The sequence below is a fragment of the Amycolatopsis sp. cg13 genome (assembly GCF_041346965.1).
Taxonomy (GTDB): domain Bacteria; phylum Actinomycetota; class Actinomycetes; order Mycobacteriales; family Pseudonocardiaceae; genus Amycolatopsis.
In genome coordinates this window covers 2,050,672-2,074,195 of sequence record NZ_CP166848.1, presented here as the reverse complement: position 1 = coordinate 2,074,195, position 23,524 = coordinate 2,050,672, and the positions used below count along the sequence as shown (strand labels likewise).

The window sequence follows — 23,524 nt, the reverse complement described above, 5'->3', positions numbered from 1 at the left end:
CTTGTGCGGCTCAGGCTGAACCCCGGCTTTCGACGACTGCCTGGAAATGCGGGCACGATGCGAGATCGTCGTGGTCGCAGCCGAGGGCGCAGTCGACCAGGTCGAGCGACGCTTGGGCTTCGGCGATCCGCGCGGCCAGCTCGGTCCGGCGTCGGCGCAAGAGGTGTGTGCGCTGCCCGGGTTCGCGCGCGGTGAGCAGCGCGCCGATGTCTTCCAAGCTGAAACCGGCTTCTTTGGCCCGCAGGATGATTGCGATCCGGCGGAGGTCGTCCTCGCCGTAGCGGCGGCGGGAGCCGGTGACGCGCGCCGGGGTCAGCAGGCCGACCGATTCCCAGTGCCGCAGGACGTGCGTCGCCAGGCCGAAACGCTCGGCCGCCGCGCCGATGGTCAGCTCGCTTGACTTCATGTCGTCATTAAGTCGCAGCATGGCGGGCATGTCCACCGAGACCCTCATCCGCCTGCTCGACGCCGCCGACGCGCTGCCCGGCGCGGCCAGCCTGCGCGCACGTACCTACGACCTGCTTCGCCTCGACCCCGGACAGGCGGTGGCGGACGTCGGCTGCGGCGCCGGCCGGGCCGTCGCCGAACTCGCCGGACGCGGGGCGAAGGCGGTCGGCGTCGACCCCGACCCGGGGATGCTTCTCGCCGCCCGCCAACGCTGGCCGCGGCTGGACTTCGAGGCGGGAACCGCGGAAGCGCTGCCGCTCGCGGACGGTTCCGTGGCCGGGTACCGCGCGGACAAGGTGTTCCACGACGTTCGCGATCTGACGGCAGCCTTCGCCGAGGCTCGCCGCGTGCTGGCACCGGGCGGACGGATCGTGCTGGCGGGCCAGGACTGGGACACCGTCGTGATCGACTCCGACGACCCCGCGCTGACCCGCACGATCGTCCACGCCCGCGCGGACCTGGTGACCAACCCCTCGGTCGCCCGCTCCTACCGGACTCTGCTGCTGGACAACGGGTTCACCGACGTTTCGGTCGAGGCGCCGACGGCGGTCTTCACCGACGCCACGATGCTGCCGATGGCGACCGGCCTCGCCGAAGCGGCTCGCGCGGCCGGAGCGATCGACCGAGAACTCGCTGACGCGTGGATCGCGGAACAGGCCGACCGCGCCACGGACGGTCGGTTCTTCGTGGCGGTTCCGTTATTCGTCGCGGCGGCTGCTCGGCCTTGATTCGTTGGGGCTACGGGGTTTGGTGCGTCTCGCCGTCGGACTTCGGGCAGTTCGCATCGTTTCGGGCGTTCCAGGCTGCCAGCATCTTCTCGTACCGCGACTCGAACTCGGCGTTGCGGCGGGCTTGCCACGGGGACACGGCCAGGCGCTGGGTCACCAGGAGGTCGCAGGACCCGATCCGGGCGGCTTCGAGTCCTCCCGCCGCGAGGATCGCGAGCATCGCGTTGGCCATCGACTCGTCGATCGCGGAGGTGAGTTTCGCGAAAGCGGCGCATTCTTCGCGTTCGTGATGCGGGTCGTCTCCCCAAGCCTCGTGTGCCGCGTCGACGAGTTGCGGGCCTAGCTGCCACGAGACCAGCACGTCGTCGAGTTCCGGACGGCGGACGGCGACGATCGCGCCGGACACGCCGGTCGGCGCCGGGTCGGGGATCACCCGCAGTCCGGCCGCGACGAGTTCGTCCTGGACGATCCGGACGAGGGCTTCGAGGCGGTGCAGCCGGGCGGGTTCGTTCGCGGTCACGCCTAGGCCCTCCCGGTGCCGTCGGTGCTCGGGCAGTGCGTTTCGCAGTCAGGGTTCCCGCATCCGGCGGCGGACCGAGCTGCCCAGGCTGCTTGCATTTTGTCCATCCGCGCCGCGCTCCGGGCGCTTCGGCGAGCTTGCCACGGGGAGGTGGCGAGCCGCTGGGTGACCAGAATTTCATCGGAGACGTGGGCACTGTCGATCCGGCGAGCCGCGAACCCGGCGGCCGTGAGGATCTCGAGCAACGCCTCGGCCATCGCTTCCCTGACCGCGTCGCCTTGCTTGGTGAAGGCGGCGAATTCCTCTCCTTCGTGGTGGGGATCGTCGCCCCACGCGGCCATCAGCGCGTCGTTGAACTGGCTGCTCTGCTGCCAGTGGACCACTACGCCGCGATGGTCCGGGCTGTCGACGCTGACTGCCGCGCCGGCGCCCGCCCGGTGGGTCAGCGGCAATCCGGCAGCCAGGAGTTCGTCCCGGACTATGTCGGCGAGTACCTCGAGGCGGACAGGCGGCGAGGATGGGAACGGCTCCGTCGTCATGAGTGGATCTTGCCAGTCCCGCAAGGAGATCCGGCGTCGGTGGCCGGATTGATGGGAGATGCGATTCTCGGGGTGGAGCCGTTCTGCTGCGGGGTATTCATCTGTTCTTGGGTGCCATTTCGCGCGAATCGCCTGACGGGGTGCGAATCGGGGTGTTTGGCACGGTCGCGTGCTCCGCGGCTCCTCCCGTGTTTTGCCTATGCTGCAAGGGGAAGGGGAGGGCTGATGGCGGACACTGAGTACCAAGGTGAGATGGACCGGGGCCGGGCTGCGCTGGCGGCGCGGGATTACCGGGCGGCCTACCGGCATTTCGGGCGTGCGCACAACCTCGGCCACGACGTGCTGGCCGACCACCTCGCGGCGCACCGGGGACTGTTGGCCACCGCGTGGAAGCAGCGACGGTTCGATCGGGCGGTCGCGCAGCTCTTCCTGATGGGCGGGGCTGCCCTGTTCGACCGGAAACCGGCCGGTGCCGCCTGAGCGGTGCGTGCCCGAGCCGCACTTTGTCCGGGGACGTACTATTATGGGCGGGCAGGGATGCGGGGACAGGCTTGCGGCGGACCGGACGGTCTGCCGGGGCGCGGGTGCGCAGTTAAGGTCGAGGGATGTCGACAGCAGTGGGCGGGTCAGCGAAAAGCGGCTCCCGGACGGGGCGTCGGGTCAGCCTGGAGGCGCCGGCGGATCTTGCCGCGGCGCCGGGATATGGGGCTCGGCGGCTGTATCAGGCGTATTTGGCGGCTTGGAATCGGCATGTCGATTCGGTGCTGACCGGGCCGCAGTTCGCGGTGCTGTCGGCGGTGCGGGCTTATCCGGGGTTTGATCAGACCGCGTTGGCCAAGGCCGTGGCGCTGGATACCTCGACGATGGCTGACGTGTGTCGGCGATTGGAGAACCGGGGCCTGATCGCGCGGGGTCCCGCGCCGCATGATGCTCGGGCGAAGGTGCTGACGCTGACGGAGGACGGGGCGGCCGCGTTCCGCGAGGTGACTCGGCGGACGCGGAAGCTGGATCAGGCGCTGCTGGCGGACTGCCCGGAGGACCGGCGGGCGGAGATCGCGGGGATGCTGAACGAGTTAGGTGCGTTGTGGGAGGCGGTTGCCGAGCGGTCGGAGATTTGACGCGCTTGGTCGCTCGCGTGGGTCCTGAGGGGAACCCTCAGGAACTCTGATTCCGTCAGGGTTCCCCTCACGACCAGCGCAAGTCCGTGAAGGGCTCCTTGAGGGAATCAGATTCCCTCAAGGAGCCCTTCGCATGCCCTCCGCCAACAGTCACCTGCGCACCCGACTGTCGAGGCACCCAGCCCCTGCCCTGCACCCCGATACGAAGCCTCCCTGCGGTCTGGGGTTGCTTGTCAAGGCATCTTTCCCGCCTTGACAAGCAACCCCAGACCGTCAGCACACTTGGCTTCGGGGTGCCCCACCGCACCATGGTTTCGGGAGGGGAGCCCTCGCGGACAGCCTCGCCGCGTAAAGCCAATCCGTTCGGGACGGGCCCGCAGCGCCGGTCTGCCAGGAACGATCCCGCAGCACTGGTTTGGCTGGAGTGGTGCTGCGGGATCTGTCCGGCGGGAATAGTCCTGCGGCACCGGGCCTAGCCGGAACAGACCTGCAGTACCAGTCCAGCGGGAACATTCGTGCGGTACCAGCCCACCAAGAGCAGTCCCGCAGCATCGGCCCGGTCGGAACGGTCCTGCGACACCGGGCCTAGCCGACAGCCCCGCAGCATCAAGTCCGGCGGGAACGATCCTGCGGCGCTGGTTCGGCCGGAGCAGTGCTGCGGGATCAGTCCGGCGGGAACATTCGTGCGGTGCCTGCCCGCCAGGAACAGTCCCGCGGCATCGGTCCGGTGGGAGCATTCCTGCGGTACCAGCCCGCCAGGAACAGTCCCGCGGCATCGGTCCGGCGGGAGCATTCCTGCGGTACCAGCCCGCCAGGAACAGTCCCGCAGCATCAGTCCGGCCGGAACAGTCCTGCGACACCGGGCCTAGCCGGAACAATCCCGCAGCACCAGCCCCGCCGGAACATTCCTGCGCGACCAGTCCAGCCGGGATGATCCAGCACTGCGAAATCGACCGCAGCTACCCGGCTGTGGCAACTCAACCGAATCCGCCCGCTCAACACCCCAAGTCGCAACAGCCCCCGCACCCCCTTGCCCCACCTCGCCGGGTAACCACCCCGCCACCCACCGCACCCAAAACACCCCACCCCGCAAAACTTCCCCGCCGACTATTGCGTGTTCGGATAATCCGTGTTCGGATTAACCGCGTCCGGGTGCGGGTCTGCCGGAAGCGGCTAGCGGTAGGAGGTCAGCAGGTGGCGGCGAGTCAGTCGTTCGAGGTAGTGGTCGCCGGCGGCGGGTTGGGCGGGTTGTGCGCCGCCTTGTCGTTGCGGCAGCGCGGGTTGCGGGTCACCGTGGTCGAAGCGGCGCCGCAGCTGGGCGAGATCGGGGCCGGGATCCAGACGGCGCCCAACGCGAGCCGGATTCTCATCGGGCTGGGGTTGCGGGCCGAGCTCCAAAAAGTCAGGTGCGAGCCGCAGGACCAGGTCCGGCGGCGCTGGGCCGACGGCAGCATCATCGCGCAGCTCCCGCTCGGCCAGCGGGTCGTCGAGCAGTACGGCGCACCGTACTGGCATTACCACCGGGCGGACCTGCATTCCGTTCTCCTGAAAGCGTGTATCGACCCCGAAGGAGCAGGGCCGGTCGTCAAGGTAGCGACTGCGGCAAAGGTGGTCGACCTTGATCGCGGCAACCCGGAGCGGCCCGCCGTGATCACCGAGGACGGGCGGCGGTTCGAGGGCGACGTCGTCGTGGGTGCGGACGGGATTCGTTCTGCCGTAAGGGATCTGGCCGGATTCGACGATACCCTCGCCTTCTCCGGCGAGATGGCGTACCGGGCCTTGATCCCAGGAGACTCGATCGCGGCGGACCCGGCAACGAGGTTCCTGGTCGACCGCTATCACTCCACGATTTGGTACGGCCCGGACAAGCACCTCGTCCACTACATGATCCGCGGCGGCGAATTCCTGAACGTGGTGGCGATTGTGCCGTGCACGGAGGAAGTCGAGAAAAACTGGAGCGCACCGGCCAGCGCGGAGCAGCTCGCGGCGGAATACTCCGATTGGGACGATCGCGTGCCGACGATGCTGTCGAAGGCCAAGGACGACGTCTCGGTCTGGGCGATGTACCGGCGGCGGCGCGATCCGGTGTGGGTGGACGGGCGCGTCGCGTTGCTCGGGGACGCTTGCCACGCAATGCTTCCGTACCAGGCGCAAGGGGCGTCGCAGGCGATGGAGGACGGGGCGGTTCTCGCGGAGGAGCTGGGGCAGGCGACTCGCGAGGGGATCGACAGCGCGTTGACCCGGTACGTGCACCGGCGCGCGAAACATGCTGGGATGGTTCAGGACGCGTCGCTGCGGAACATGAGCTTCTACCACCTCCCGGACGGTCCGGAGCAGCGCGAGCGCGACGAAAAGCTCCGGAGCTTCGACGGCGAGTCCGATGTGTCCTACGACTGGCTGTGGAACGGAACCCCGCTGGGCGACCCCGACAACGAATCCATTCACTACCAGTTCGCCCGATAGCACGAAACGGCACACGCAGACTTCGCAAAGGAGCAAAGGCTATGCGTACCGGAGACCAGGTGGTCCAAGACTTGCCGTGGCGCTGGCGCGTCCAGGGCAAGATCTTCCTCATCGGCGGGCTCGGCTACATGTTCGACGCCTGGGACGTGGCACTGAACGGATTCCTCACCCCGTTGGTGGGCACGGAATTCGGGCTGTCGGCCACGCAGCGGGGGTTCGTCGCCACCGCCAACTTGATCGGCATGGCGGTGGGGGCGGTCGCCTGGGGGACGGTCGCGGACCGGATCGGCCGCAAGCGCGCGTTCAGCATTACGTTGCTGTTGTTCGCTTTCTTCTCGGTATTCGCGGCGTTGTCGCCGAACATCGAAGTGTTCTTGCTGCTGCGGTTCCTTGCCGGAGTGGGGCTCGGCGGGTGTATTCCGGTGGATTACGCCATTGTCAGCGAATTCTCGCCGCGCAAGCAACGCGGGCGCGTACTGTCCGCAATGGACGGTTGGTGGCCGGTCGGCACGACGCTGGCGGGGGCGTCGGCGACGTTGCTGGTTCCGGTTTCCGGGAACTGGCGGTGGATGCTGGTCCTGATGATCCTGCCCGCGGTGCTGTTGTTCTGGGCGCGGCGCGGGGTTCCGGAATCGCCGTTGTACCTGGTGCGCAAGGGACGCGAGGCGGAAGCCCGGCTGGTCATCGACGATCTCGTCGAGCGCACGGGCGCGCCGAAGGAGCAGTACCGGATTCCGCCGGCGATCGAGGAGGACAAGCGCGGCGGCGGGTTGTTCGCGGCGGTCGACCAGTTGCGCCGGGTGTGGGCGTACAACCCGAAGGTCACCGGCGTCGCCTGGGCGTTGTTCATCACCGTGATGCTGGTGTACTACGCCGCGCTGAGCTGGATGCCGTCGATCCTCAAGGCACAAGGCTTCGGGGAGATCGCCGCGTTCGCCTCGACCACTTTGATGAACGCGCTCGGTATCGTCGGAGTCGTGGTGGCGGTGTTGCTCGTGGACCGCATCGGCCGCAAGCGGGTGATCGCCGCGGCCGGGCCGCTCGCCGCGGTCACGCTGGTGATTTTCTCGCTGGTGCTCGGGTCGGCCGGGGCCGCGGTGGTGGCGATCGGCGCGTTCGGGCTGTTCTCGCTCATCGTCATCCCGGTGATGTACGCCTTCGTGTCCGAGCTGTACCCGACGGAGCTGCGCGCGTCGGGCTTCGGCTGGGCGTCGTCGTCGAGCCGGGCGGTGACCGGGTTCGCGCCGTTGCTGTTCGGCAGTGTGCTGTGGCCGGTGCTCGGGTTGCCGCTGACGTTCACGCTGCTCGGCCTGCTCGTCGTCGGGGCCGTGGTGTTCATGGTCTTCTGTGCACCGGAAACCCGGGGCCGGGAGCTGGACCACATCGACGGCGAGACCGCGCCCGCGCCGCACCAGTCCGAAATGGACGCAGTCTGATTCTGCCCAGCAGAAAGGGAATCGCATGAAGCCCGCCGCGTTCGCCTACCACCGGGCGCACGACGTCGCCGACGCCGTCGGCCTGCTTTCCGACCTCGCCGGGCAAGGGCGGGAGCCGAAAGCGATCGCGGGCGGGCAGAGCCTGATGCCGATGATGAGCTTCCGCCTGGCCCGCCCGAGCGACCTGGTCGACCTCGGGCGGCTGCGGGACCTGCCGGGGATGACGGACATCGTCCAGTCCGGTTCGACGCTCCGCATCGGCGCGATGACGACGCATCGCCAGGTCGAGTTAGCCCAGTTCGGCCCGGGTTTCGCCGTGCTGGCGGAGGCGATGCGGTACGTCGGGCACCTGCCGATCCGGTCGCGCGGCACGGTCGGCGGCAGCCTCGTGCACGGCGACGCCACCGCGGAGTGGTGCATGCTCGCGCTGCTGCTGGACGCGGTGATCGTCGCCGAAGGGCCGAACGGCCGCCGCGAGATCCCGGCGGGGGAGATGTTCTACGGCTTCTACGCGACTGCGGTGGAGGCGGACGAGGTCGTGACCGAGGTCCGGTTCACCCGGGCCGCGCCTAAAGCCGCGTTGACCGAGTTTTCCCGGCGGGCTGGGGATTTCGCGACGGTCGCGGCGGCGGTGACGCTCGAACCTCGCACGGACGGTTCGCTGGAAGGCGGCCGCGTGGTGCTCGGCGGGGTCGCGCCCGCGCCGTTGCGGGTTCCGGAGGCCGAGGAGGTGCTGGCGGGCGGCGAGCCGGGGCCGGAGTTGTTCGCTGAGTGCGGCCGGGCGGCGGCGGAGGCGATTGATCCGCGGGGCGACGCGCAGGGCAGCGCGGACTATCGGCGTGCGCTGACGCGGACGTTGGTGGCACGAAGTTTGGGCCAGGCGTGGGAGAGGGGAGAGCGCTGATGGCATCCGAAGAACCCAGGTTCGACGGCCGGGGCGGCAAGTGGATCGGCGCGTCCGTGCGCCGCCGCGAGGATCCTCGGCTGGTCACCGGCCGGGGACGGTTCGTGGACGACATTCACCTCCACGGCATGCTGCACGCCGGGTTCGTGCGAGCGACCGTCGCACACGGCAAGATCACCGAACTCGACCTCAGCGCCGCCCGGGAGGTGGACGGTGTCGTAGCCGCGTACTCGGCGGAAGATCTCCAGCTCGGCGACATGGTCGCGCTGCTGGACCGTCCGCCGGAGGAGTTCACGCCGACCACGATGCCGATCCTCGCGCGCGGAAAGGTGCGGTTCGTCGGCGAGCCGATCGCGCTGGTCATCGCGAAGGATCCGTACGCGGTCGAGGACGGCATCGAGGCCGCGCAGGTCGGCTACGAGGTCCTCGACGCCGTCGTGTCCGAGGAGACCGCGCTCGCTGAGGACGCGCCGTTGGTGCACGAGGACGCGCCGAGCAACGTGCTGCTGGATGTCACGTCGTTCGACACCCCGGGCGTGGACGAAGCGTTCGCGGACGGGTGCGTGATCGAGCTCGTCACCCGCAGCGGGCGGCAGAACGCGTTGCCGCTGGAGACGCGCGGCGCGGTGGCGTCCTGGGACGACCGCGACGAGCAGCTTCTCGTCCAGACCTGCAGCCAGGTGCCGCACCAGGTCCGTACCGTGCTGGCGCGTTCGCTGCGGATTCCGGAGCGGTCGGTGCGCGTGGTGGTCCCGGACATGGGCGGCGGCTTCGGACAGAAATGCGTGGTCGGGCGGGAGGAAATCGCGGTCGCGGCCGCGGCGAAACTGTTGCGGCGTCCGGTGAAATGGATCGAGGACCGCAGCGAAGCCCTCGCGTCCGGCTTCCTCGCGCGCGAGCAGCGGTACCGCACGCGCGCAGCGTTCACCGAGGATGGCCAGTTGACCGCGCTGGAGTCCGACATCGTGTGCGACATGGGCGCGTACTCGTGCTATCCGTTCACCGTCGGCATCGAACCGCTGATGGCGGCGGCGGAAATGCCGTCGGTGTACCGGGTTCCGGCATATCGCGTCCGGGCGAGGGCGATCACCAGCAACAAAGCGCCGACCGCGCCGTATCGCGGGGTCAGCCGTCCGCAGTACGTCATGGTGATGGAGCGGATCATGGACCTGGCCGCGCGCAGGCTCGGCCTCGACCCGGTGGAGATCCGCCGGCGCAATGTGATCACCGAGTTCCCGTACACGGGCATCAACAAGGTGACTTACGACCCGGGCAGCTACCTCGAATCGCTGGAGCTGGGCGAAAAGATCCTCCGCGACGAGGGCTGGTACGACCTGCGCGGGAAGAACCCGCACATCGGCATCGGCTACAGCTGCTTCTCCGAGCGCACCGGCTACGGTTCCGAGGCGTTCGCGAAGCGGAAGATGACCGTCGTCCCCGGGTTCGACGTGAGCGAGATCCGGATGGACCTCACCGGCTCCGTCGTGGTCACCAGCGGCACGATCAACCACGGACAATCCCACGAAACGACGTTCGCGCAGATCGTCGCGGAACGGCTCGGCGTGGACCTCGCCAAGGTCAAGCTGCGGCAAGGCGACACCGAGCGGATTTCCTACGGCTGGGGCACTTTCGCCTCGCGGTCGGTGACCATCGGCGGCTCCGCGGTGGCGACGGCGGCGACCCGGCTGGGCGAGCAGCTCTGCGTCATCGCGGCGCACCTGCTGGACACCCGCGTCGAGAACGTCGGACTCGACGGTGACGGGGGAGTGATCCAGCTCGACGACCCCGACCGACGGCTCTCGTTCGAGGAGATCGCCGACGTCGCGTACCTGCGCAGCCACCTGCTGCCCAAGGAAGCCGAGCCGACGCTCACCGCCACCGCCGCGTTCGACGTCCCCGGCGACGGTACGTTCTCGAACGCCACCCACGCGGTCGTGGTGGAGGCCGACCCGGGCACTGGCCAGGTCAAAATCCTCCGCTACGCCTGTGTCGAGGACTGCGGCGTGGTGATCAACCCGAAGGTGGTCGACGGGCAGGCGCGCGGCGGCATCGCGCAGGGCATCGCCGGCGCGCTGTTCGAGGAGGTCACCTACGCCGAGAACGGCGAACCGTCGGCGGCGAGCTTCATCGACTACCTCGTCCCGACCGCCGCGGAGATCCCCGACATCACCGTCGACCACCTCGAAACCCCATGCGCCTTCACCGAAAGCGGCGCGAAGGGAGCAGGGGAGGGCGGCACGATCGGCGCGCCCGCGGCGGTGCTGAACGCGGTCAACGACCTCCTCTGGCGCACCGGGGTCCAGCTGGAGCAGACCCCGATCCACCCCGAAGCCGTCCTCGCCGCGCTGACCGCGGCCGACCGGGAGAAAGCGGGCACCGGCGCATGACCGACAAACAGCTGATCGTCCTGACCGTCAACGGCGAGGAGCACGAACTGCTCGTCGAACCCCGGTGGACGCTGCTCGATGTGTTGCGGCACAACGTGGGCCTCACCGGCACGCACGTCGGTTGTGAGCACGGCGTCTGCGGGGCGTGCACGATTCTGGTCGACGGTGAACCGGTGCGCGCCTGCCTGATGTACGCCGTCCAGGCGGAAGGCTGCGCGATCCGGACTGTCGAAGACCTCGGCACGCCGGAAGAACCGAACGATTTGCAGCAGGCGTTTTCGGAACACCACGGGTTGCAGTGCGGTTTCTGCACGCCCGGGTTCCTCATGCTGGCCGAAGGATTCCTCGCGCAGGAGCCGTCGCCGACGCGCGAGGAGATCCGGGAGACGGTGTCGTCGAACCTGTGCCGCTGCACCGGGTATCAGACCATTGTGGACGCGATCGAGGCGACCGCCGCCAAGCGAACCGGCAGGAAAGAGGACGCTGTCCGATGATTCTCGAGAACACCCTTGACCTCCCCGGCGATCCGGACACGGTGTTCGCGCTGCTCAACGACGTCGAGCGGGTCGCGGGCTGCCTGCCCGGCGCGGTGCTGGAGGGCCGGGACGGCGAGTCCTACCTCGGCAAGGTCAAGTTCAAGGTCGGCCCGGTCAGCGCCGCGTACGCGGGCAAGGTGCGGTTCACCGAGATCGCCGAGGGCGAGCGGCGGCTGCGGCTGTCGGCCCGGGGCGCGGACAGCCACGGCAACGGCGACGCCGAAGCGGACGTCACGCTGACTCTGGTGCCCGGTCCGAAGGGGTCGTCGCTGAATCTGCACACGGATCTCGTGGTGCGGGGCAAGATCGCGCAGTTCGGCAAGGGCGCGATCAGCACGGTGTCGAACCGGATCCTGCAGCAGTTCGCACAGAATCTCGGTCAGCTGCTGGAAAACGGCGGTGCCGCGCCCGAGCCGAAGACGACTGCTGCCGCGCCTGCCTCGGATTCGCTCGACGGTCTGGCGATGCTGCTCCCGCCCAACGCGAAGCGCTACCTCCCGGTCGTCGCAGCAGGCGCGCTCGGGCTGTTCCAAGGCTGGTTGCTGGGCCGGGTCCGGTCGCAGAACAAACTGATCAAGGAGCTGCTGCGTGAACGCGACTGAGAACGGACTGCACGGCACCGAGACCGACCAGACCTACGCCCGTGCCGGTTTCGGCGCCGCGGTGCCGAGGGGGACCGCGCCGGTGCTGGTCGTGGTCGACCTGACCCGCGGCTTCACCGAACCGGATTTCCCTTCCGGCGCAGACCTTTCCGCCGAAGTCGAAGCCGCGGACGCGCTGGTCCGAGCCGCGCACGAGAGCGGAGCCCCGGTCGTCTACACCGCGATCAGCTACACCCCCGCCGAGGCGGACGGCGACGCCGTCGCGTGGCTGCGCAAGGCTCCCGGCATGCGCAGCCTCCGCGACGGAAGCGCCGAAGTCGCGCTCGATCCGCGGCTGGAACGGCGCGACGAAGACCACCTCATCGCCAAGAAGGGCGCGTCCGCGTTCCACGGAACGAGCCTCGCCGCCCTGCTCAGCGGCCTCGGCGCGGACACTGTGCTGGTCTGCGGTGCGACGACTTCGGGTTGCGTACGAGCCACCGCCGTCGACGCCGTGCAGTCCGGCTTCAACACGCTCGTCGTCCGGGACGCCTGCGGCGACCGTGCGCGCGGACCGCACGACGCCGCTCTCTTTGACCTGCAAGCCAAATACGCCGACGTGGTCGGCCTGAGCGAGGGCGTCGAGCTGCTCGCCAAAGCCCGCTAGGAGTTGCCGTATGTCTTCAGTTTCCGACCGGGTGCTGACCCAGCCCGCGCTCGCCGAGCTGGCGAACGTCCCGGCGGCCAGCGTCTGGGTACGCTCCGGTTCTGTCCGGCTGCACGTCCTCGACTACGGCCCGGCCGACGGCGTCCCGCTCGTGATCCTGCCCGGCATCACCAGCCCGGCGATCACCATGGACTTCGTCGCCCGCGAGCTGACCGACCTGGTCCGCCCGCTGGTGCTGGACATCCGCGGCCGCGGTCTGTCCGACGACGGACCCGGCTACGACCTCGATGCCTACGCTTCGGACGTCGAGGCAGTCATCGATCAGCTCCAGCTTTCTGAGCCGCTGTTGTTCGGCCACTCGATGGGCGCGCGGATCGCCGCCAAGGCCGCGCATTCCGCTCAAGGCACGATCCTGGCGGACCCGCCGATGAGCAACGCCGACCGGCCCTATCCGACCACTGTGGACACATTCGCCGCTCAACTCGACCAAGCCCAGCGCGGAACCGACGCCGACGAGGTCGCCGCCTCATGGCCCCGGTGGCCGCGCCGCGAGCAGGAACTGCGCGCTGGCTGGCTCGCGTCGTGCTCCCGAACCGCGATCGCCGCGACGCACGCCGGGTTCGAGTCCGAGGAATTCCTTCCGCTGTGGGAAAAACTGGCCGGACCGGCCGTGCTGCTGTTCGGTTCGGACAGTCCCGTGGTGACACAGACGGACGTCGCCGCGCTCGCGGAGGCCAACCCGGCGCATCCGCTGGTCGGCATCGAGAACGCCGGGCACATGATCTTCTGGGACGAACCCGGGCCCGCCCTGCGGGCACTGCGCTCGGCCCTGAAAGACCTGCTCGCGCGCTGACCCCGGCGTGTTTTTCGCACTCGGATAATCCGTATTCGGACAATAAAGGAGGTCGCCATGGACCAGAACCTGTTCAACGACATCTGCTTGCGCCAGCTGACTTTTTCCGGCGTGCACGAGGGGGAGACGGTCGTCGTGCTGACGCGCGGCGCCGAGCGCGCGGAGTACGCGGACGCCTTCCTCTGGGCCGCCCAGCAGCTCGGCGCGGCGACCTATCACATGCGGCTGCCGTCGCCGGCGAGCGCGTCCGGCGCGTGGGCCGTCGGGCAGTCCGGCCTTGACCAGCTGCCGCTCGCGGTGGACGCGCTGAAGGCCGCGGACATGGTCGTGGACTGCACGTTCCTGCTGTTCAGCGAGGAGCAGTTCGCGATCCAGGCCGCCGGCACCCGGATCCTGACCGCCGTCGAACCGCCCGAGCTGCTGGCCCGGCTGATGCCGACGAAGGAACTGCGCGAGCGCGTCGAGATCGGCGCGGAACTGCTGGCCAAGGCCAAGACCATGCGGATCACCAGTCCACACGGGACGGACGTGACCTACCAGCTGGGCGTGTACCCGACGATGAGCGAGTACGGCTACACCGACCAGCCCGGCCGCTGGGACCACTGGCCCGCGGCGTTCGTCTTCACCGGCGGGTCCGACGACGGCGTGGACGGCAAGATCGTGCTCGCGCCCGGCGACGTGCTGCTGCCGTTCAACACCTACGTGCGGACGCCGGTCGAGCTGACCATCGAAAAGGGCTTCATCCAGGACATCCGCGGCGGCGCGGGTTCGTCCGGCCTCGACGCCGACCTGCTGCGCAGCTACATCGAATCGTTCCACGACCCGCGCGGCTACGGCATGTCGCACGTCGGCTGGGGCCTCGACGAGCGGGCGCACTGGCACGGGCTGACCCAGTTCCCCGGCGGCATGGGCATGGAGCTGCGCAGCTTCTACGGCAACGTGATGTTCTCGATCGGCCCGAACAACGAACTCGGCGGCCCGAACGACACGGCGTGCCACTTCGACATCCCGATGCGCGGCAACAGCCTGTACCTCGACGACGAGCTGATCGTCGACGCGGGCGAGCTGACCGTGCAGGACATGCGCCCGGCGGCGAAGCGATGACCGACCACCGCATCGGGATGATCGTCCCGAGTTCCAACCTGACCATGGAAACCGAACTGCCGCGGATGCTGCGCGCTCGTGAGGAGCTGTACCCGGAGGACCGGTTCGTCTTCCACTCCGCCCGCGCGCGGATGCAGCACGTGACGCCGGAGCAGTTGCGCGCCATGAACGCCCAGGCAGAACGCGCGGCCACCGAGCTGGCGGACGCGCGGCCCGGCGTCGTCGCGACCGCGTGTCTGGTCGCGATCATGGCGCAGGGGCCGGGATATCACTGCACCGCCGAGGAATCGATCACGTCGGCGTTGCGTGCCGAAGGCTCGGACGCGCCGGTGGTTTCGTCGGCGGGCGCGCTGTTGTCCGGGATCGCCGCACTGGAGGCGAAGCGGGTCGCGATCGTGACGCCGTACATGAAGCCGTTGACCCAGGCGGTGATCGAGTACCTGGAGGACGCGGGCGTCGAGGTGGTCGATTCGCTCTCGCTGGAGGTGCCCGACAACCTCGCGGTGGCGCGGCTGGATCCGGCGGATCTTCTTGCGCACTACCGGAAACTGGACCTTTCGCGGGCGGACGCGCTGGTGCTGTCGGCTTGCGTGCAGATGCCGTCGCTGCCGTCGATCCAGCCGGTTCAGGACGCCGTGGGGATTCCGGTGCTTTCGGCGGCTACGGCTACTACGTTCCGGATTCTTTCCGAGCTGGGGGTACGGCCGGAGGTGCCGGGCGCGGGGCATTTGCTGAGCGGGAAGGTTTCCGCCGCTCAGGCTGCTTAGTCCGCGGAACCCCGAGGTCAGGCTGCCTGTCCTCGGGGTTCGCCGCGTCGGCTACCGGCGCGCGGCCACCAGTTCACGGACCCGCGGCGCGACCTCCCGCGCGAACAACCGGACGGCGTCGGCGGAGTCCACGGACAGGAGAAACGCGCTCATCCCGTGCGTGAGCGCGAGTTCGGCAAGCTGTTCAGTCCACTCGCCGATGCTGCCGGACGGAACGCCGGGCAGGTTGTACAGCCGCCGGATCTCGGCAGGGGAGCGGCCTGCCTTCCGGGCCGCCCCGTCGATGAGCGCGTGCGCGGCGGGCAGCCGGTCCGGCGGGATCCGGGTCATGCTCGGCAACCAGCCGTCCGCGGCCCGGCCGATCAGGCGCAGCATGCGTGGGCCGAGCGCGCCGAGCCAGATTTCCATCCGGTGCGCCGGGAACGGGCCCGGTGGAGTGCCGGTGAGCCGGTGATGAGTGCCGGACACGGTGGCAGGCGGCCCGGGTGTCCACAATGCACGGACGACTTCGATCGCTTCGGTGAGCGCGTCGAAGGCTTCGCCAGGGGTGTATCGCGGGCCGCCTTGCGCCTCGATTTCGTCCCAGTACGCGCCAGCGCCGAGGGCGAGTTCGGCGCGGCCGCCGGTGAGCAGGTCGAGACTCGCCGCCGAGCGTGCGAGCACGGCGGGCGGGCGCAGGGGCAGGTTGGCGACGTTGGGGAACACGCGCAGCCGTTCGGTGCGCGCCGCGACGACGCTCAGGACGGTCCACGCGTCGAGCAGGTCCGGACGATACGGGTGGTCCGGCACGCTGAGCAGGTCGAGCCCGGCGGCGTCGGCGGCTTCGGCGAGCCTGATCGCGGTGTCGGGGGCGGCGGCTTCCGGCAGGAGGATGACGCCGAACTGGAGGTCGTGGCCGTAGTCAGGCATGGGTCGCCTGAAATCGTGTCATGACGACATGATTACACCATGGAACAAAAACCGTCCAGCAGATAGGATCCGGGCATGGACGAACTGCGCCCGCCGACCCTGCTCGCGCTGCCCTCGTACCTCGCCGGGCACGTCGCGCGGATCGGACGCCGGGAACTGGCGGGCGCGCTCGAGAAGCGCGGTCTCCGGCTGCCGCATTTCGCCGTGCTGGCCGGGCTTTCCGACTTCGGCCCGCTGGCACAGCACGCGCTCGCCGACCGGCTCGGGCTCAACCGCAGTCACCTCGTCGGCTACCTGGACGAATTGGAGCGCCGGGACCTCGTCGGCCGCGAACGCGATCCGGACGACCGGCGGCGGCAGCGCGTCACGCTCACCGAAGCCGGGAAGGCGCTGGCGGGGGAGCTGAAGGAGGAGGCCAGCCGGTCGCAGGACGTGTTGCTCGCCGAACTGTCGTCGAAGGAACGCGAGACGCTGATTTCCTTGCTGCGGCGGGTGGTGGTCGCGGACGACCGGGCACAGATGGGGGCCGGGTAGTTCCGTTTCCGGTGATTGCCCTGCGGCGCAACGGGTAACCGGAGCCTTCCCGACACCCGAGGAGGCAGCATGACCGGATCCACTCGAACCGACCTCATCACCGTGATCACCGACGACCACCGCGACGTGGAGCGGGTGTTCGCCGAACTTGAGGGCGCACCCGCGGCGGGCAACCGGAAAGACGTGGTCGACCACGTGATCGCCGAGCTGGTCCGGCATTCCGTCGCGGAGGAGCAGCTGATGTACCCGGCCGCGCGCAAATACCTCGACGACGGCGACGAGATCGCCGACCACGAGATCGAGGAGCACGCCGAGGCCGAAAAGGTCATGAAGCAGCTGGAGCGCAAGAACCCCGGCGAACCGGAGTTCGAGGAGCTGCTCGGCAAGCTGATCGCGGACGTCCGCCATCACATCAAGGAGGAGGAAACCGACCTCTTGCCGAGGCTGCGGGAAGCCTGTTCCGCCGAGGAACTCGACCGGCTTGGCGAGCGGGTGCTGGCGGCCAAGAAGATCGCGCCGACCAGGCCGCATCCGCACGCGCCGAGCAAGCCGCCCGCCAATCTGGTCCTCGCGCCTGGCGCGGCGTTCGTCGACAAGATCCGCGACGCGCTGACCGGGCGGAAGAGCTGACGCGCCCGATCGTCGCGTGCCGGAAACCGTTGCGGGTACCCGATGACGAGCCTGGTTTAACGTCGCGTCCGCGCGGCTAACCAGGCCCATGCGGATCTTGCGCCGGCCCCACACCGTTCTGGCGTGCCTGCTGACCGAGACCGTCCCCGCCGCGGAAGGAACTCGATGAGGATTGCGATGGTGTCCGGACACGCCAGCCCGCTCGCGGAGCCGGGCGAGGATGCGGGCGGCCAGAACGTCCACGTGGCGGGCCTTTCCGCGGCGCTGGTCCGCAGCGGGCACGAGGTGACTGTCTACACGCGACGCGACGACCCGGAAGCGCCCGCCGCGGCGGATACCCCGGACGGCTACCGGGTCGTGCACGTCCCGGCCGGTCCGGCGCGTCGGCTGCCGAAGGACGAGCTCGTGCCGTACCTGGGCGAATTCGGGAGCTGGCTTCGCGATCGGTGGACGGAAGAACCGCCGGACGCGGCGCACGCGCACTTCTGGACGTCCGGGGTGGCGACCGTGCTCGCCGCGCGCGAAACCGGGGTGCCTGCGGTGCAGACTTTTCGCACGCTGGGCGTGGTGGAGCGGCGGTATCTCGGGGAGGCCGACCCGAGTCCGCCGGACCGGACGCGGCTGGAGCGGATGGTCGGCAAGCGGGCCGGCCGGATCCTCGCGGCCTGCTCGGACGAGGTGTTCGAACTGGCCCGCCAGGGGGTGCCGCGGCAGCGGATCTCGGTGGTGCCGTGCGGGGTCGACCTCGACCGGTTCGGCACCGGCGGCCCGGTTGCTCCGCGCACCGCGCCGAAACGGCTCGTGTCGGCGGGGAGATTCGTGCCGCGCAAGGGGTTCGACCTGGCCATCGCCGCTTTGCCGCGGGTACCGGAGACTGAACTGGTGATCGCGGGCGGGCCGCCTTCCGAGGCCCTTTCGCGGCATCCGGAGGCACAGCGGCTTCGACGGCTCGCGGAGCGGCTCGGGGTCGCTGACCGGGTTCATCTGGCAGGTCAGGTGAGCCGTGCTGAGATGCCGGCGTTGCTGCGCTCGGCGGACGCGGTGCTGTGCACGCCTTGGTGCGAGTCGTTCGGGATCGTCCCGCTGGAGGCGATGGCGTGCGGGGTGCCGGTGGTGGCCGCGGCGGTGGGCGGCTTGGCCGACACGGTGGTCGACGGCATCACCGGACGTTTGGTGCCGCCGCGGGATCCGGCCCGGCTTTCGGCGCGGCTGCGGGCTTTGCTGGACGAACCCGCCGAACTGGAAGCGCTGGGGACAGCGGGCCTGGAGCGGGTCCGGGCGCGGTATTCGTGGGACCGGATCGCGGCGGAGACCGTGCGGGCGTATGAGAATGCGGTGCCGGAGGGGGAGTCCGGGTGGGCCGCGGCGCAGTGAGAGAGCGGCACTTCCGGCCTGGAACAGCCGATGCCTCTGCCCCTAAGCCCGTTCTTCGTGGCTTCCACTGAGCGCGATGACCAAGGCGACGAGCGCGGTCAGCCCGTGCAGCCAGTTGTCCGCCCAGTTCAGGTTCACCGGGTCGTCGCGTGCGGTGCTGAACGACGTCGCCAGAATCCCGTACGCGGTCAGCCCGGTCAACGCCACGAACAGCACCCAGCAGTACGCGACGGCTCCGGAAAGCTTGCGTGCGGCCAAAAGCCCGAGCAGGCCGAGTGCCGTGTGGACGATGTTCAGCACCGTGCTGGAGCTGAACAGCCAGACGACGCGCGTCGTGTCGTGCCCGGCGTGGGCGGTCTCCGGGACGAAGAACCCGGCGACGCCGAGGACCAGGTAGACCAGCCCGAGCACAGCGACGACCGGACGGGCCAAGGAACGCGTGCTGACCGTCGGCATGGGAACTCCTCTCCGGCACGGCCCGCGGCGGGCTACTCCTCGCGCAGCGATTTCGCGACGGAACCGCCTGCCTCGTCCGCCTGCTCGCCAGGATCCGGATCCGCCCGGCGCTGCGGGAGATCCTCGTCCGGGGCCACGGCGCGGGCCGCTTCCGCCCGGGCGAGCGTCTCGTCGTCGGGCGGGTTTTGTGCCGGTTGGACGTCCGGCCGTTCCTCGGCGAGCCTGCGGCCGAGCGGTTCGCCTTCGCGCGCCTCGGCGGGCGTCGTGGCCTGCCGGGTCGCCGGGCTCCAGCGTTCGGCGGGTTCGACGCCGCCCTCCAGCGGGTCGACCCGCAGTTCGTCCTCGTCGAGTGCTTCGGACGGATCGAGCGTTTCGGGCTCAGCCGGATCGCTGTCGGCCATCGTGCTCCCTTCTCCGTGCAACGCTTTCGCGTCGGGTACCCGCATGGAACGGGACAAAACGGCGTCAGGCGGCGGCGAGATCGCGGATCGCGGTCTGCGCTTTCTGGATTTCCTGTCCGACCAGGAGCGCGGTGAAGCGGGCGACCGAAATGCTGTGCGCCGCCGAGGCGACGGCGTCGCAGGCTTCCTGCGCGTCGGCCGCGCGATGCCGCACGCGCCCGGCGAGCAACGCGTCCTCGAGCTGGCCGCACAGGTCGGGGAGCAGTTCGGAAAGGTCGTCGGCGAGGAGGCTCAGCGAGCCGAGCGTCCGGTACAGCTCCGCTGGGGATTCGTAGCCTCCGGCACCGGCTTCGCGACGGAGCCGGCGCAACGCGATCTGCGCCTGTTCGGCCGGTGCGGGAGACGTCGCTGAATGGTCCATGGATCGCTGATACCCGGTGGTGGCACGGCTAACCGGACGGTTGCGGCCGGTCGCCGCGGGTATCCGGGGCCCATGAACGAGATCGTCGAACTGATCCGCAGGCGCGCTTGCCTCGCGGAGTCCCGCGACGCCGAACTTGTCGCCCGCGCGGTGCTTCAGACGCTGTCCGAACGGATTTCCCCGGAAGCGGCGGCGAGCCTGGCCGCGCAGCTGCCGCCCGAACTGGCTGAAGACTTGCGCCCCGGCGGCGGCCCGGTCGAGGACGGTTTCGAGCTGACGGAATTCGTGGGGCGGATCGCCGAGCGCGCGGATTTGACGGAGCCGGAGTCCCTGCACCGGGCCGGAGTGGTGCTGGACGTGCTGAGCCGGGAGACGGTGCACGTCGCGGACGAGATCTGGCAGGTGCTGCCGGAACCGCTGCGGCAGCTGATCGAGGCGGAGCGGCTGCGAGTCGCGTGACTCAGGCGTTCCGCATCCGGGGCCGGTGCGGCTGGGCGTGCCCGCCCGGGTCGCTCGGAATGTCGCGGTCCACGTGGTCGGCGTGGTGCAGCGCCTGGGCCAGCAGCCCGCGGACGTGCTCGTCGGCCGCGGAGTAGTACACGAACGTCCCCTCGCGGCGGCCCTTGACCAGGCCCGCGAGCCGGAGCTTGGCCAGGTGCTGGCTGACCGCGGTCGGCGCGGCCCCGGCCAGTTCGGCGAGGCAGGCCACCGACGATTCTCCCTGCAGGAGCGCCCAGAGCACCTTGATCCGCGTCGGGTCCGACAGCAGGCGGAAGCTTTCCGCGGCCAGGTGGACCTGTTCGTCGGAGGGCATGTCGAAGTCCGGCAGGGAGGAGTGCATGACCCGATGCTACCGTCCCTGCTCGACTATCTGCGCATCTGCGCAGGTATGCTGACAGTCGAGCGGCCCTCCTCATGCGGTCGCGAGAGCTTCGAGGATTCCGGGAGTACCTGATGGCAGAGCCGCGCCGCGACCGTCCGCAGCCGGAGCACGGCCACGGTCATGCACACGGGCACGGTCATGGGCACGAGACCTGGCGGTCCCGCGTCAAGCACTTCCTCACCCCGCACAGCCACGACAGCGCCGACCGCCTCGACACCGCCCTCGAAACCAGCCGGCGCGGCATCCGGGCGCTGATCTGGTCGTTCGCCGCCCTGTTCGGCACCGCGGTCATCCAGTTGGCCCTGGTAGCCGTCACCGGCTCGGTGGCCCTCCTGGGCGACACCATCCACAACTTCGCCGACGCCCTGACCGCCCTGCCGCTGGGCATCGCCTTCGCCCTCGGCCGCCGCGCCGCGACCCGCCGCTACACCTACGGCCTCGGCCGCGCCGAGGACCTGGCCGGAGTCGTCGTGGTGCTGATCATCGCCGGATCAGCCGCGCTGGCCGCCTACGAAGCGATCGACCGCCTGCTGCACCCGCACCCCGTGCAGCAGCTTTGGGTGCTCGCCGCGGCGGGCCTGGTCGGATTCGCCGGAAACGAACTCGTCGCCCGGTACCGGATCACCGTCGGCCGCGAAATCGGCTCCGCCGCCCTGGTCGCCGACGGCCTGCACGCCCGCACCGACGGCTTCACCTCCCTAGCGGTGGTCCTGGGCGCGATCGGCGTCGCCCTGGGTTTCCCGGCAGCCGACCCGGTGATCGGATTGCTGATCACCGTCGCGATCCTGTTCGTCTTGCGTGACGCGGCCAAGGAAGTCTTCCGGCGGCTGATGGACGCCGTCGACCCGGCGACCGTCGAACTGGCCGAGCGGACAGCGGCGGCGGTGCCCGGAGTGGAGGGCGTCCGCGAGGTCCGGATGCGGTGGATCGGCCACAGCCTGCGCGCCGAACTCGCCGTCCAGGTCGCCAACACGCTCACCGTCGAGCAAGCGCACGAACTGGCGCACAACCTGGAACACCGCCTGATCGCCGCCGTGCCCCGGCTGACCGCGGCGGCAGTGCACGTCGAACCGGCTGTCGGCGCGGAGGCCGTTCACCTCGGCTGACCGCGCATCGACCGATTGGTTGATGCACCGCTCCGCCCCGGCTCAGCGCAAAGTCCGGCCACGCAGTCGATTCGCCGCACCGGTGCCGCCCGGCACGGTTGAAGCATGGCAATCATCGAGGTGGACAACCTCGTCAAGCGGTACGGCGGACAGGCCGTGGTCGACGGGGTGAGCTTCGCCGTCGAACCGGGCGAGATCTTCGGCATTCTCGGCCCGAACGGAGCAGGCAAGACCACGACGGTCGAGTGCGTCGAAGGGCTGCGCAGGCCGGACGGCGGGGCGATCCAGGTCTGCGGCCTCGACCCGCAGCGCGACGACGGCGAACTGCGCCAGGTGCTCGGCGGGCAGCTCCAGGAAAGCGAACTGCCGGACAAACTCAAGGTCGGCGAGGCGCTCCAGCTGTACAGCTCGTTCTACCGCGACCCGGCGGATTGGCGTGAGCTGGCCGAGATCCTCACCCTCGACGGCAAACTCGGCACCCAGTTCCGCCGCCTGTCCGGCGGCCAGAAACAGCGGTTGTCGATCGCGCTCGCGCTGCTCGGCAACCCGAAGGTCGCGGTGCTCGACGAACTCGCCACCGGACTCGACCCGCAGGCCCGCCGCGACGTCTGGGGCCTGGTCGAGCGCATCCGCGCGCGCGGCGTGACGATCCTGCTGGTCACGCACTTCATGGAGGAAGCCGAGCGGCTGTGCGACCGGCTGGCGGTCATCGACGCCGGTCAGGTCGTCGCGGTGGACAGTCCGGCCGGGCTGGTCTCGCGCGTCGACAACCAGCAGCGGATCCGGTTCCGCACGTCCGCCCCGCTCGACGACGCGGTGCTGACCGGACTGCCGGAGGTCGCCGCCGTGGAGCGGACGGGCAGCCAGATCGTCGTGGCCGGAACCGGAGACCTGCTGCTGGCGGTGACCGCGGCGCTCGCCCGGCACCGGATCGTTGTCTCGGATCTGCGAGTGGACCAGGCCACGCTGGACGACGCGTTCGTCGCGCTGACCGGCCGTTCCATCGAATCCTGAGGAGATCCCCGTGCCCGCCTTGTTCCGGCTTGCCGCCACAGAAACGAAACTGTTCTTCCGCGAGCCGATAGTCGTGTTCTTCGCGCTCGCGTTCTCGCCGATCCTGTTCGGCGTCCTCGGCCTGATCCCGGCGCTGCGCGAACCCGGCGCGGACGGGGTCCGGATGATCAGCCGGTACCTGCCGATCGTGGTCGCGATGGGGGTTTCGCTGTTCTCGCTCAGCGGGCTGTCGCAGCTGTTCGCTTCGTACCGCGAGAAGGGCGTGCTGCGGCGGCTGCGGCTCACGCCGGTGAAACCGACGGTCATGCTCAGCGCGCAACTGCTGATGGCCGTGGTGCTGTCGGCAGTCTCGACGCTGGTCATCCTCCTGCTCGGACGGCTGGCTTTCGACGTCGACCTGCCTCGGCAACTGCCCGCGTACGTGCTCAGCTTCGCGTTGCTGGCACTGGCGTTGTTCGCGATCGGTTTGCTGGTCGCGGCGCTCGCACCGTCGGCCAAGAGCGCCAGCGCGGTCGGTTCGCTGGTGTTCTTCCCGCTCGTGTTCTTCGCCGGCCTCTGGGTGCCGCGCGCGAGCATGAACCGGGTTCTGCTGACGATCAGCGATCTGACGCCGCTCGGCGCGGGCGTACAAGCGTTGCAGGACACGGCTTCCGGGAATTGGCCGCAGCTGCTGCACCTCGGTGTCATGCTAGGGTGGCTCTTCGCGGCCGGGGGCTTGGCCGCACGATATTTCCGCTGGGAGTGAC

The 23,524-nt window shown here is 69.6% G+C and carries 28 protein-coding genes; 20 read left to right on the top strand and 8 right to left on the bottom strand.

Annotation, left to right across the window (positions count from 1 at the left end):
• Window positions 1–10 precede the first annotated feature (10 nt).
• Window positions 11–436, bottom strand: a complete 426-nt coding sequence (locus tag AB5I40_RS09140; RefSeq protein WP_370940480.1) for a MerR family transcriptional regulator — start codon at window positions 434–436, stop codon at window positions 11–13.
• Between AB5I40_RS09140 and AB5I40_RS09135 the strand changes: the two genes are divergently transcribed.
• On the top strand, window positions 435–1,175 hold the full coding sequence (locus AB5I40_RS09135; protein ID WP_370938007.1) for a methyltransferase domain-containing protein: 741 nt from the start codon (window positions 435–437) through the stop codon (window positions 1,173–1,175). The two genes, AB5I40_RS09140 and AB5I40_RS09135, sit on opposite strands and share 2 nt — an antisense overlap.
• A gap of 10 nt (window positions 1,176–1,185) precedes the next feature.
• Here AB5I40_RS09135 and AB5I40_RS09130 read toward each other — a convergent pair whose 3' ends face one another.
• Both AB5I40_RS09130 and AB5I40_RS09125 read right to left on the bottom strand, forming a co-directional pair.
• Window positions 1,186–1,695: a hypothetical protein gene (locus tag AB5I40_RS09130; protein ID WP_370938006.1), complete on the bottom strand. Its 510-nt coding sequence runs from the start codon at window positions 1,693–1,695 to the stop codon at window positions 1,186–1,188.
• 2 nt (window positions 1,696–1,697) lie between these two features.
• Window positions 1,698–2,234: a hypothetical protein gene (locus AB5I40_RS09125; protein ID WP_370938005.1), complete on the bottom strand. Its 537-nt coding sequence runs from the start codon at window positions 2,232–2,234 to the stop codon at window positions 1,698–1,700.
• A 225-nt stretch (window positions 2,235–2,459) separates the two neighbouring features.
• On the opposite strand from AB5I40_RS09125, the gene AB5I40_RS09120 reads away from it, so the two are divergent.
• From AB5I40_RS09120 to AB5I40_RS09065, 12 genes are all read left to right on the top strand, one after another.
• A complete protein-coding gene (locus AB5I40_RS09120; RefSeq protein ID WP_370938004.1) occupies window positions 2,460–2,714 on the top strand; it encodes a DUF3703 domain-containing protein in 255 nt (84 codons plus the stop codon).
• A gap of 125 nt (window positions 2,715–2,839) precedes the next feature.
• The gene (locus AB5I40_RS09115) at window positions 2,840–3,352 is read left to right on the top strand and encodes a MarR family winged helix-turn-helix transcriptional regulator (protein ID WP_370938003.1); all 513 of its coding nucleotides are present in this window, start codon (window positions 2,840–2,842) and stop codon (window positions 3,350–3,352) included.
• A gap of 1,194 nt (window positions 3,353–4,546) precedes the next feature.
• Window positions 4,547–5,815 carry an FAD-dependent monooxygenase gene (locus tag AB5I40_RS09110; protein ID WP_370938002.1) on the top strand — a complete coding sequence of 423 codons (1,269 nt, stop codon included), beginning with the start codon at window positions 4,547–4,549 and terminating at the stop codon, window positions 5,813–5,815.
• A gap of 41 nt (window positions 5,816–5,856) precedes the next feature.
• Window positions 5,857–7,251 (top strand): MFS transporter, encoded by a 1,395-nt coding sequence (locus AB5I40_RS09105; protein ID WP_370938001.1) that lies wholly within the window; start codon window positions 5,857–5,859, stop codon window positions 7,249–7,251.
• 25 nt (window positions 7,252–7,276) lie between these two features.
• Window positions 7,277–8,155 carry a xanthine dehydrogenase family protein subunit M gene (locus tag AB5I40_RS09100; protein WP_370938000.1) on the top strand — a complete coding sequence of 293 codons (879 nt, stop codon included), beginning with the start codon at window positions 7,277–7,279 and terminating at the stop codon, window positions 8,153–8,155.
• Complete coding sequence (locus AB5I40_RS09095; RefSeq protein ID WP_370937999.1) at window positions 8,155–10,542, top strand: xanthine dehydrogenase family protein molybdopterin-binding subunit; 2,388 nt, start codon at window positions 8,155–8,157, stop codon at window positions 10,540–10,542. The genes AB5I40_RS09100 and AB5I40_RS09095 overlap by 1 nt, the downstream gene beginning before the upstream one ends.
• On the top strand, window positions 10,539–11,036 hold the full coding sequence (locus AB5I40_RS09090) for a (2Fe-2S)-binding protein (RefSeq protein ID WP_370937998.1): 498 nt from the start codon (window positions 10,539–10,541) through the stop codon (window positions 11,034–11,036). Before AB5I40_RS09095 ends, AB5I40_RS09090 begins: the two co-directional genes overlap by 4 nt.
• A complete protein-coding gene (locus tag AB5I40_RS09085; protein WP_370937997.1) occupies window positions 11,033–11,680 on the top strand; it encodes an SRPBCC family protein in 648 nt (215 codons plus the stop codon). Before AB5I40_RS09090 ends, AB5I40_RS09085 begins: the two co-directional genes overlap by 4 nt.
• Window positions 11,667–12,326: an isochorismatase family protein gene (locus AB5I40_RS09080; protein ID WP_370937996.1), complete on the top strand. Its 660-nt coding sequence runs from the start codon at window positions 11,667–11,669 to the stop codon at window positions 12,324–12,326. The genes AB5I40_RS09085 and AB5I40_RS09080 overlap by 14 nt, the downstream gene beginning before the upstream one ends.
• Before the next feature lie 10 nt (window positions 12,327–12,336).
• Window positions 12,337–13,179 (top strand): alpha/beta fold hydrolase, encoded by an 843-nt coding sequence (locus AB5I40_RS09075; protein WP_370937995.1) that lies wholly within the window; start codon window positions 12,337–12,339, stop codon window positions 13,177–13,179.
• A 57-nt stretch (window positions 13,180–13,236) separates the two neighbouring features.
• Complete coding sequence (locus tag AB5I40_RS09070) at window positions 13,237–14,283, top strand: leucyl aminopeptidase (RefSeq protein ID WP_370937994.1); 1,047 nt, start codon at window positions 13,237–13,239, stop codon at window positions 14,281–14,283.
• A complete protein-coding gene (locus tag AB5I40_RS09065; protein WP_370937993.1) occupies window positions 14,280–15,050 on the top strand; it encodes an Asp/Glu racemase in 771 nt (256 codons plus the stop codon). Before AB5I40_RS09070 ends, AB5I40_RS09065 begins: the two co-directional genes overlap by 4 nt.
• 51 nt (window positions 15,051–15,101) lie before the next feature.
• Here AB5I40_RS09065 and AB5I40_RS09060 read toward each other — a convergent pair whose 3' ends face one another.
• Window positions 15,102–15,959: an LLM class flavin-dependent oxidoreductase gene (locus AB5I40_RS09060; protein WP_370937992.1), complete on the bottom strand. Its 858-nt coding sequence runs from the start codon at window positions 15,957–15,959 to the stop codon at window positions 15,102–15,104.
• A 75-nt stretch (window positions 15,960–16,034) separates the two neighbouring features.
• Between AB5I40_RS09060 and AB5I40_RS09055 the strand changes: the two genes are divergently transcribed.
• From AB5I40_RS09055 to AB5I40_RS09045, 3 genes are all read left to right on the top strand, one after another.
• Window positions 16,035–16,493, top strand: a complete 459-nt coding sequence (locus AB5I40_RS09055) for a MarR family winged helix-turn-helix transcriptional regulator (RefSeq protein ID WP_370937991.1) — start codon at window positions 16,035–16,037, stop codon at window positions 16,491–16,493.
• Between the two features lie 69 nt (window positions 16,494–16,562).
• Window positions 16,563–17,123, top strand: a complete 561-nt coding sequence (locus AB5I40_RS09050) for a hemerythrin domain-containing protein (RefSeq protein WP_370937990.1) — start codon at window positions 16,563–16,565, stop codon at window positions 17,121–17,123.
• A gap of 165 nt (window positions 17,124–17,288) precedes the next feature.
• A complete protein-coding gene (locus tag AB5I40_RS09045; protein WP_370937989.1) occupies window positions 17,289–18,497 on the top strand; it encodes a glycosyltransferase in 1,209 nt (402 codons plus the stop codon).
• Window positions 18,498–18,539: 42 nt separating this feature from the next.
• Here the strand turns inward: AB5I40_RS09045 and AB5I40_RS09040 are convergent, their stop codons facing one another.
• The 3 genes from AB5I40_RS09040 to AB5I40_RS09030 all read right to left on the bottom strand — a co-directional run bounded on the left by AB5I40_RS09040 (window position 18,540) and on the right by AB5I40_RS09030 (window position 19,775).
• Entirely contained in the window at window positions 18,540–18,953 is a 414-nt protein-coding gene (locus AB5I40_RS09040) for a DUF4383 domain-containing protein (protein WP_370937988.1), read from the bottom strand.
• 32 nt (window positions 18,954–18,985) lie between these two features.
• The gene (locus AB5I40_RS09035; RefSeq protein ID WP_370940479.1) at window positions 18,986–19,354 is read right to left on the bottom strand and encodes a hypothetical protein; all 369 of its coding nucleotides are present in this window, start codon (window positions 19,352–19,354) and stop codon (window positions 18,986–18,988) included.
• Between the two features lie 64 nt (window positions 19,355–19,418).
• Complete coding sequence (locus AB5I40_RS09030; protein ID WP_370937987.1) at window positions 19,419–19,775, bottom strand: hypothetical protein; 357 nt, start codon at window positions 19,773–19,775, stop codon at window positions 19,419–19,421.
• 72 nt (window positions 19,776–19,847) lie between these two features.
• Between AB5I40_RS09030 and AB5I40_RS09025 the strand changes: the two genes are divergently transcribed.
• Window positions 19,848–20,234, top strand: coding sequence for a DUF2267 domain-containing protein (locus tag AB5I40_RS09025; protein ID WP_370937986.1), 387 nt, complete (start codon window positions 19,848–19,850; stop codon window positions 20,232–20,234).
• Between the two features lies 1 nt (window position 20,235).
• Here the strand turns inward: AB5I40_RS09025 and AB5I40_RS09020 are convergent, their stop codons facing one another.
• Window positions 20,236–20,616, bottom strand: a complete 381-nt coding sequence (locus tag AB5I40_RS09020; protein ID WP_370937985.1) for an ArsR/SmtB family transcription factor — start codon at window positions 20,614–20,616, stop codon at window positions 20,236–20,238.
• A 113-nt stretch (window positions 20,617–20,729) separates the two neighbouring features.
• Between AB5I40_RS09020 and AB5I40_RS09015 the strand changes: the two genes are divergently transcribed.
• The 3 genes from AB5I40_RS09015 to AB5I40_RS09005 all read left to right on the top strand — a co-directional run bounded on the left by AB5I40_RS09015 (window position 20,730) and on the right by AB5I40_RS09005 (window position 23,523).
• Complete coding sequence (locus tag AB5I40_RS09015) at window positions 20,730–21,764, top strand: cation diffusion facilitator family transporter (RefSeq protein WP_370937984.1); 1,035 nt, start codon at window positions 20,730–20,732, stop codon at window positions 21,762–21,764.
• A 105-nt stretch (window positions 21,765–21,869) separates the two neighbouring features.
• Window positions 21,870–22,778 (top strand): ABC transporter ATP-binding protein, encoded by a 909-nt coding sequence (locus AB5I40_RS09010; protein WP_370937983.1) that lies wholly within the window; start codon window positions 21,870–21,872, stop codon window positions 22,776–22,778.
• A 10-nt stretch (window positions 22,779–22,788) separates the two neighbouring features.
• Window positions 22,789–23,523 (top strand): ABC transporter permease, encoded by a 735-nt coding sequence (locus AB5I40_RS09005; protein WP_370937982.1) that lies wholly within the window; start codon window positions 22,789–22,791, stop codon window positions 23,521–23,523.
• The last annotated feature ends 1 nt before the right edge of the window (window position 23,524 follow it).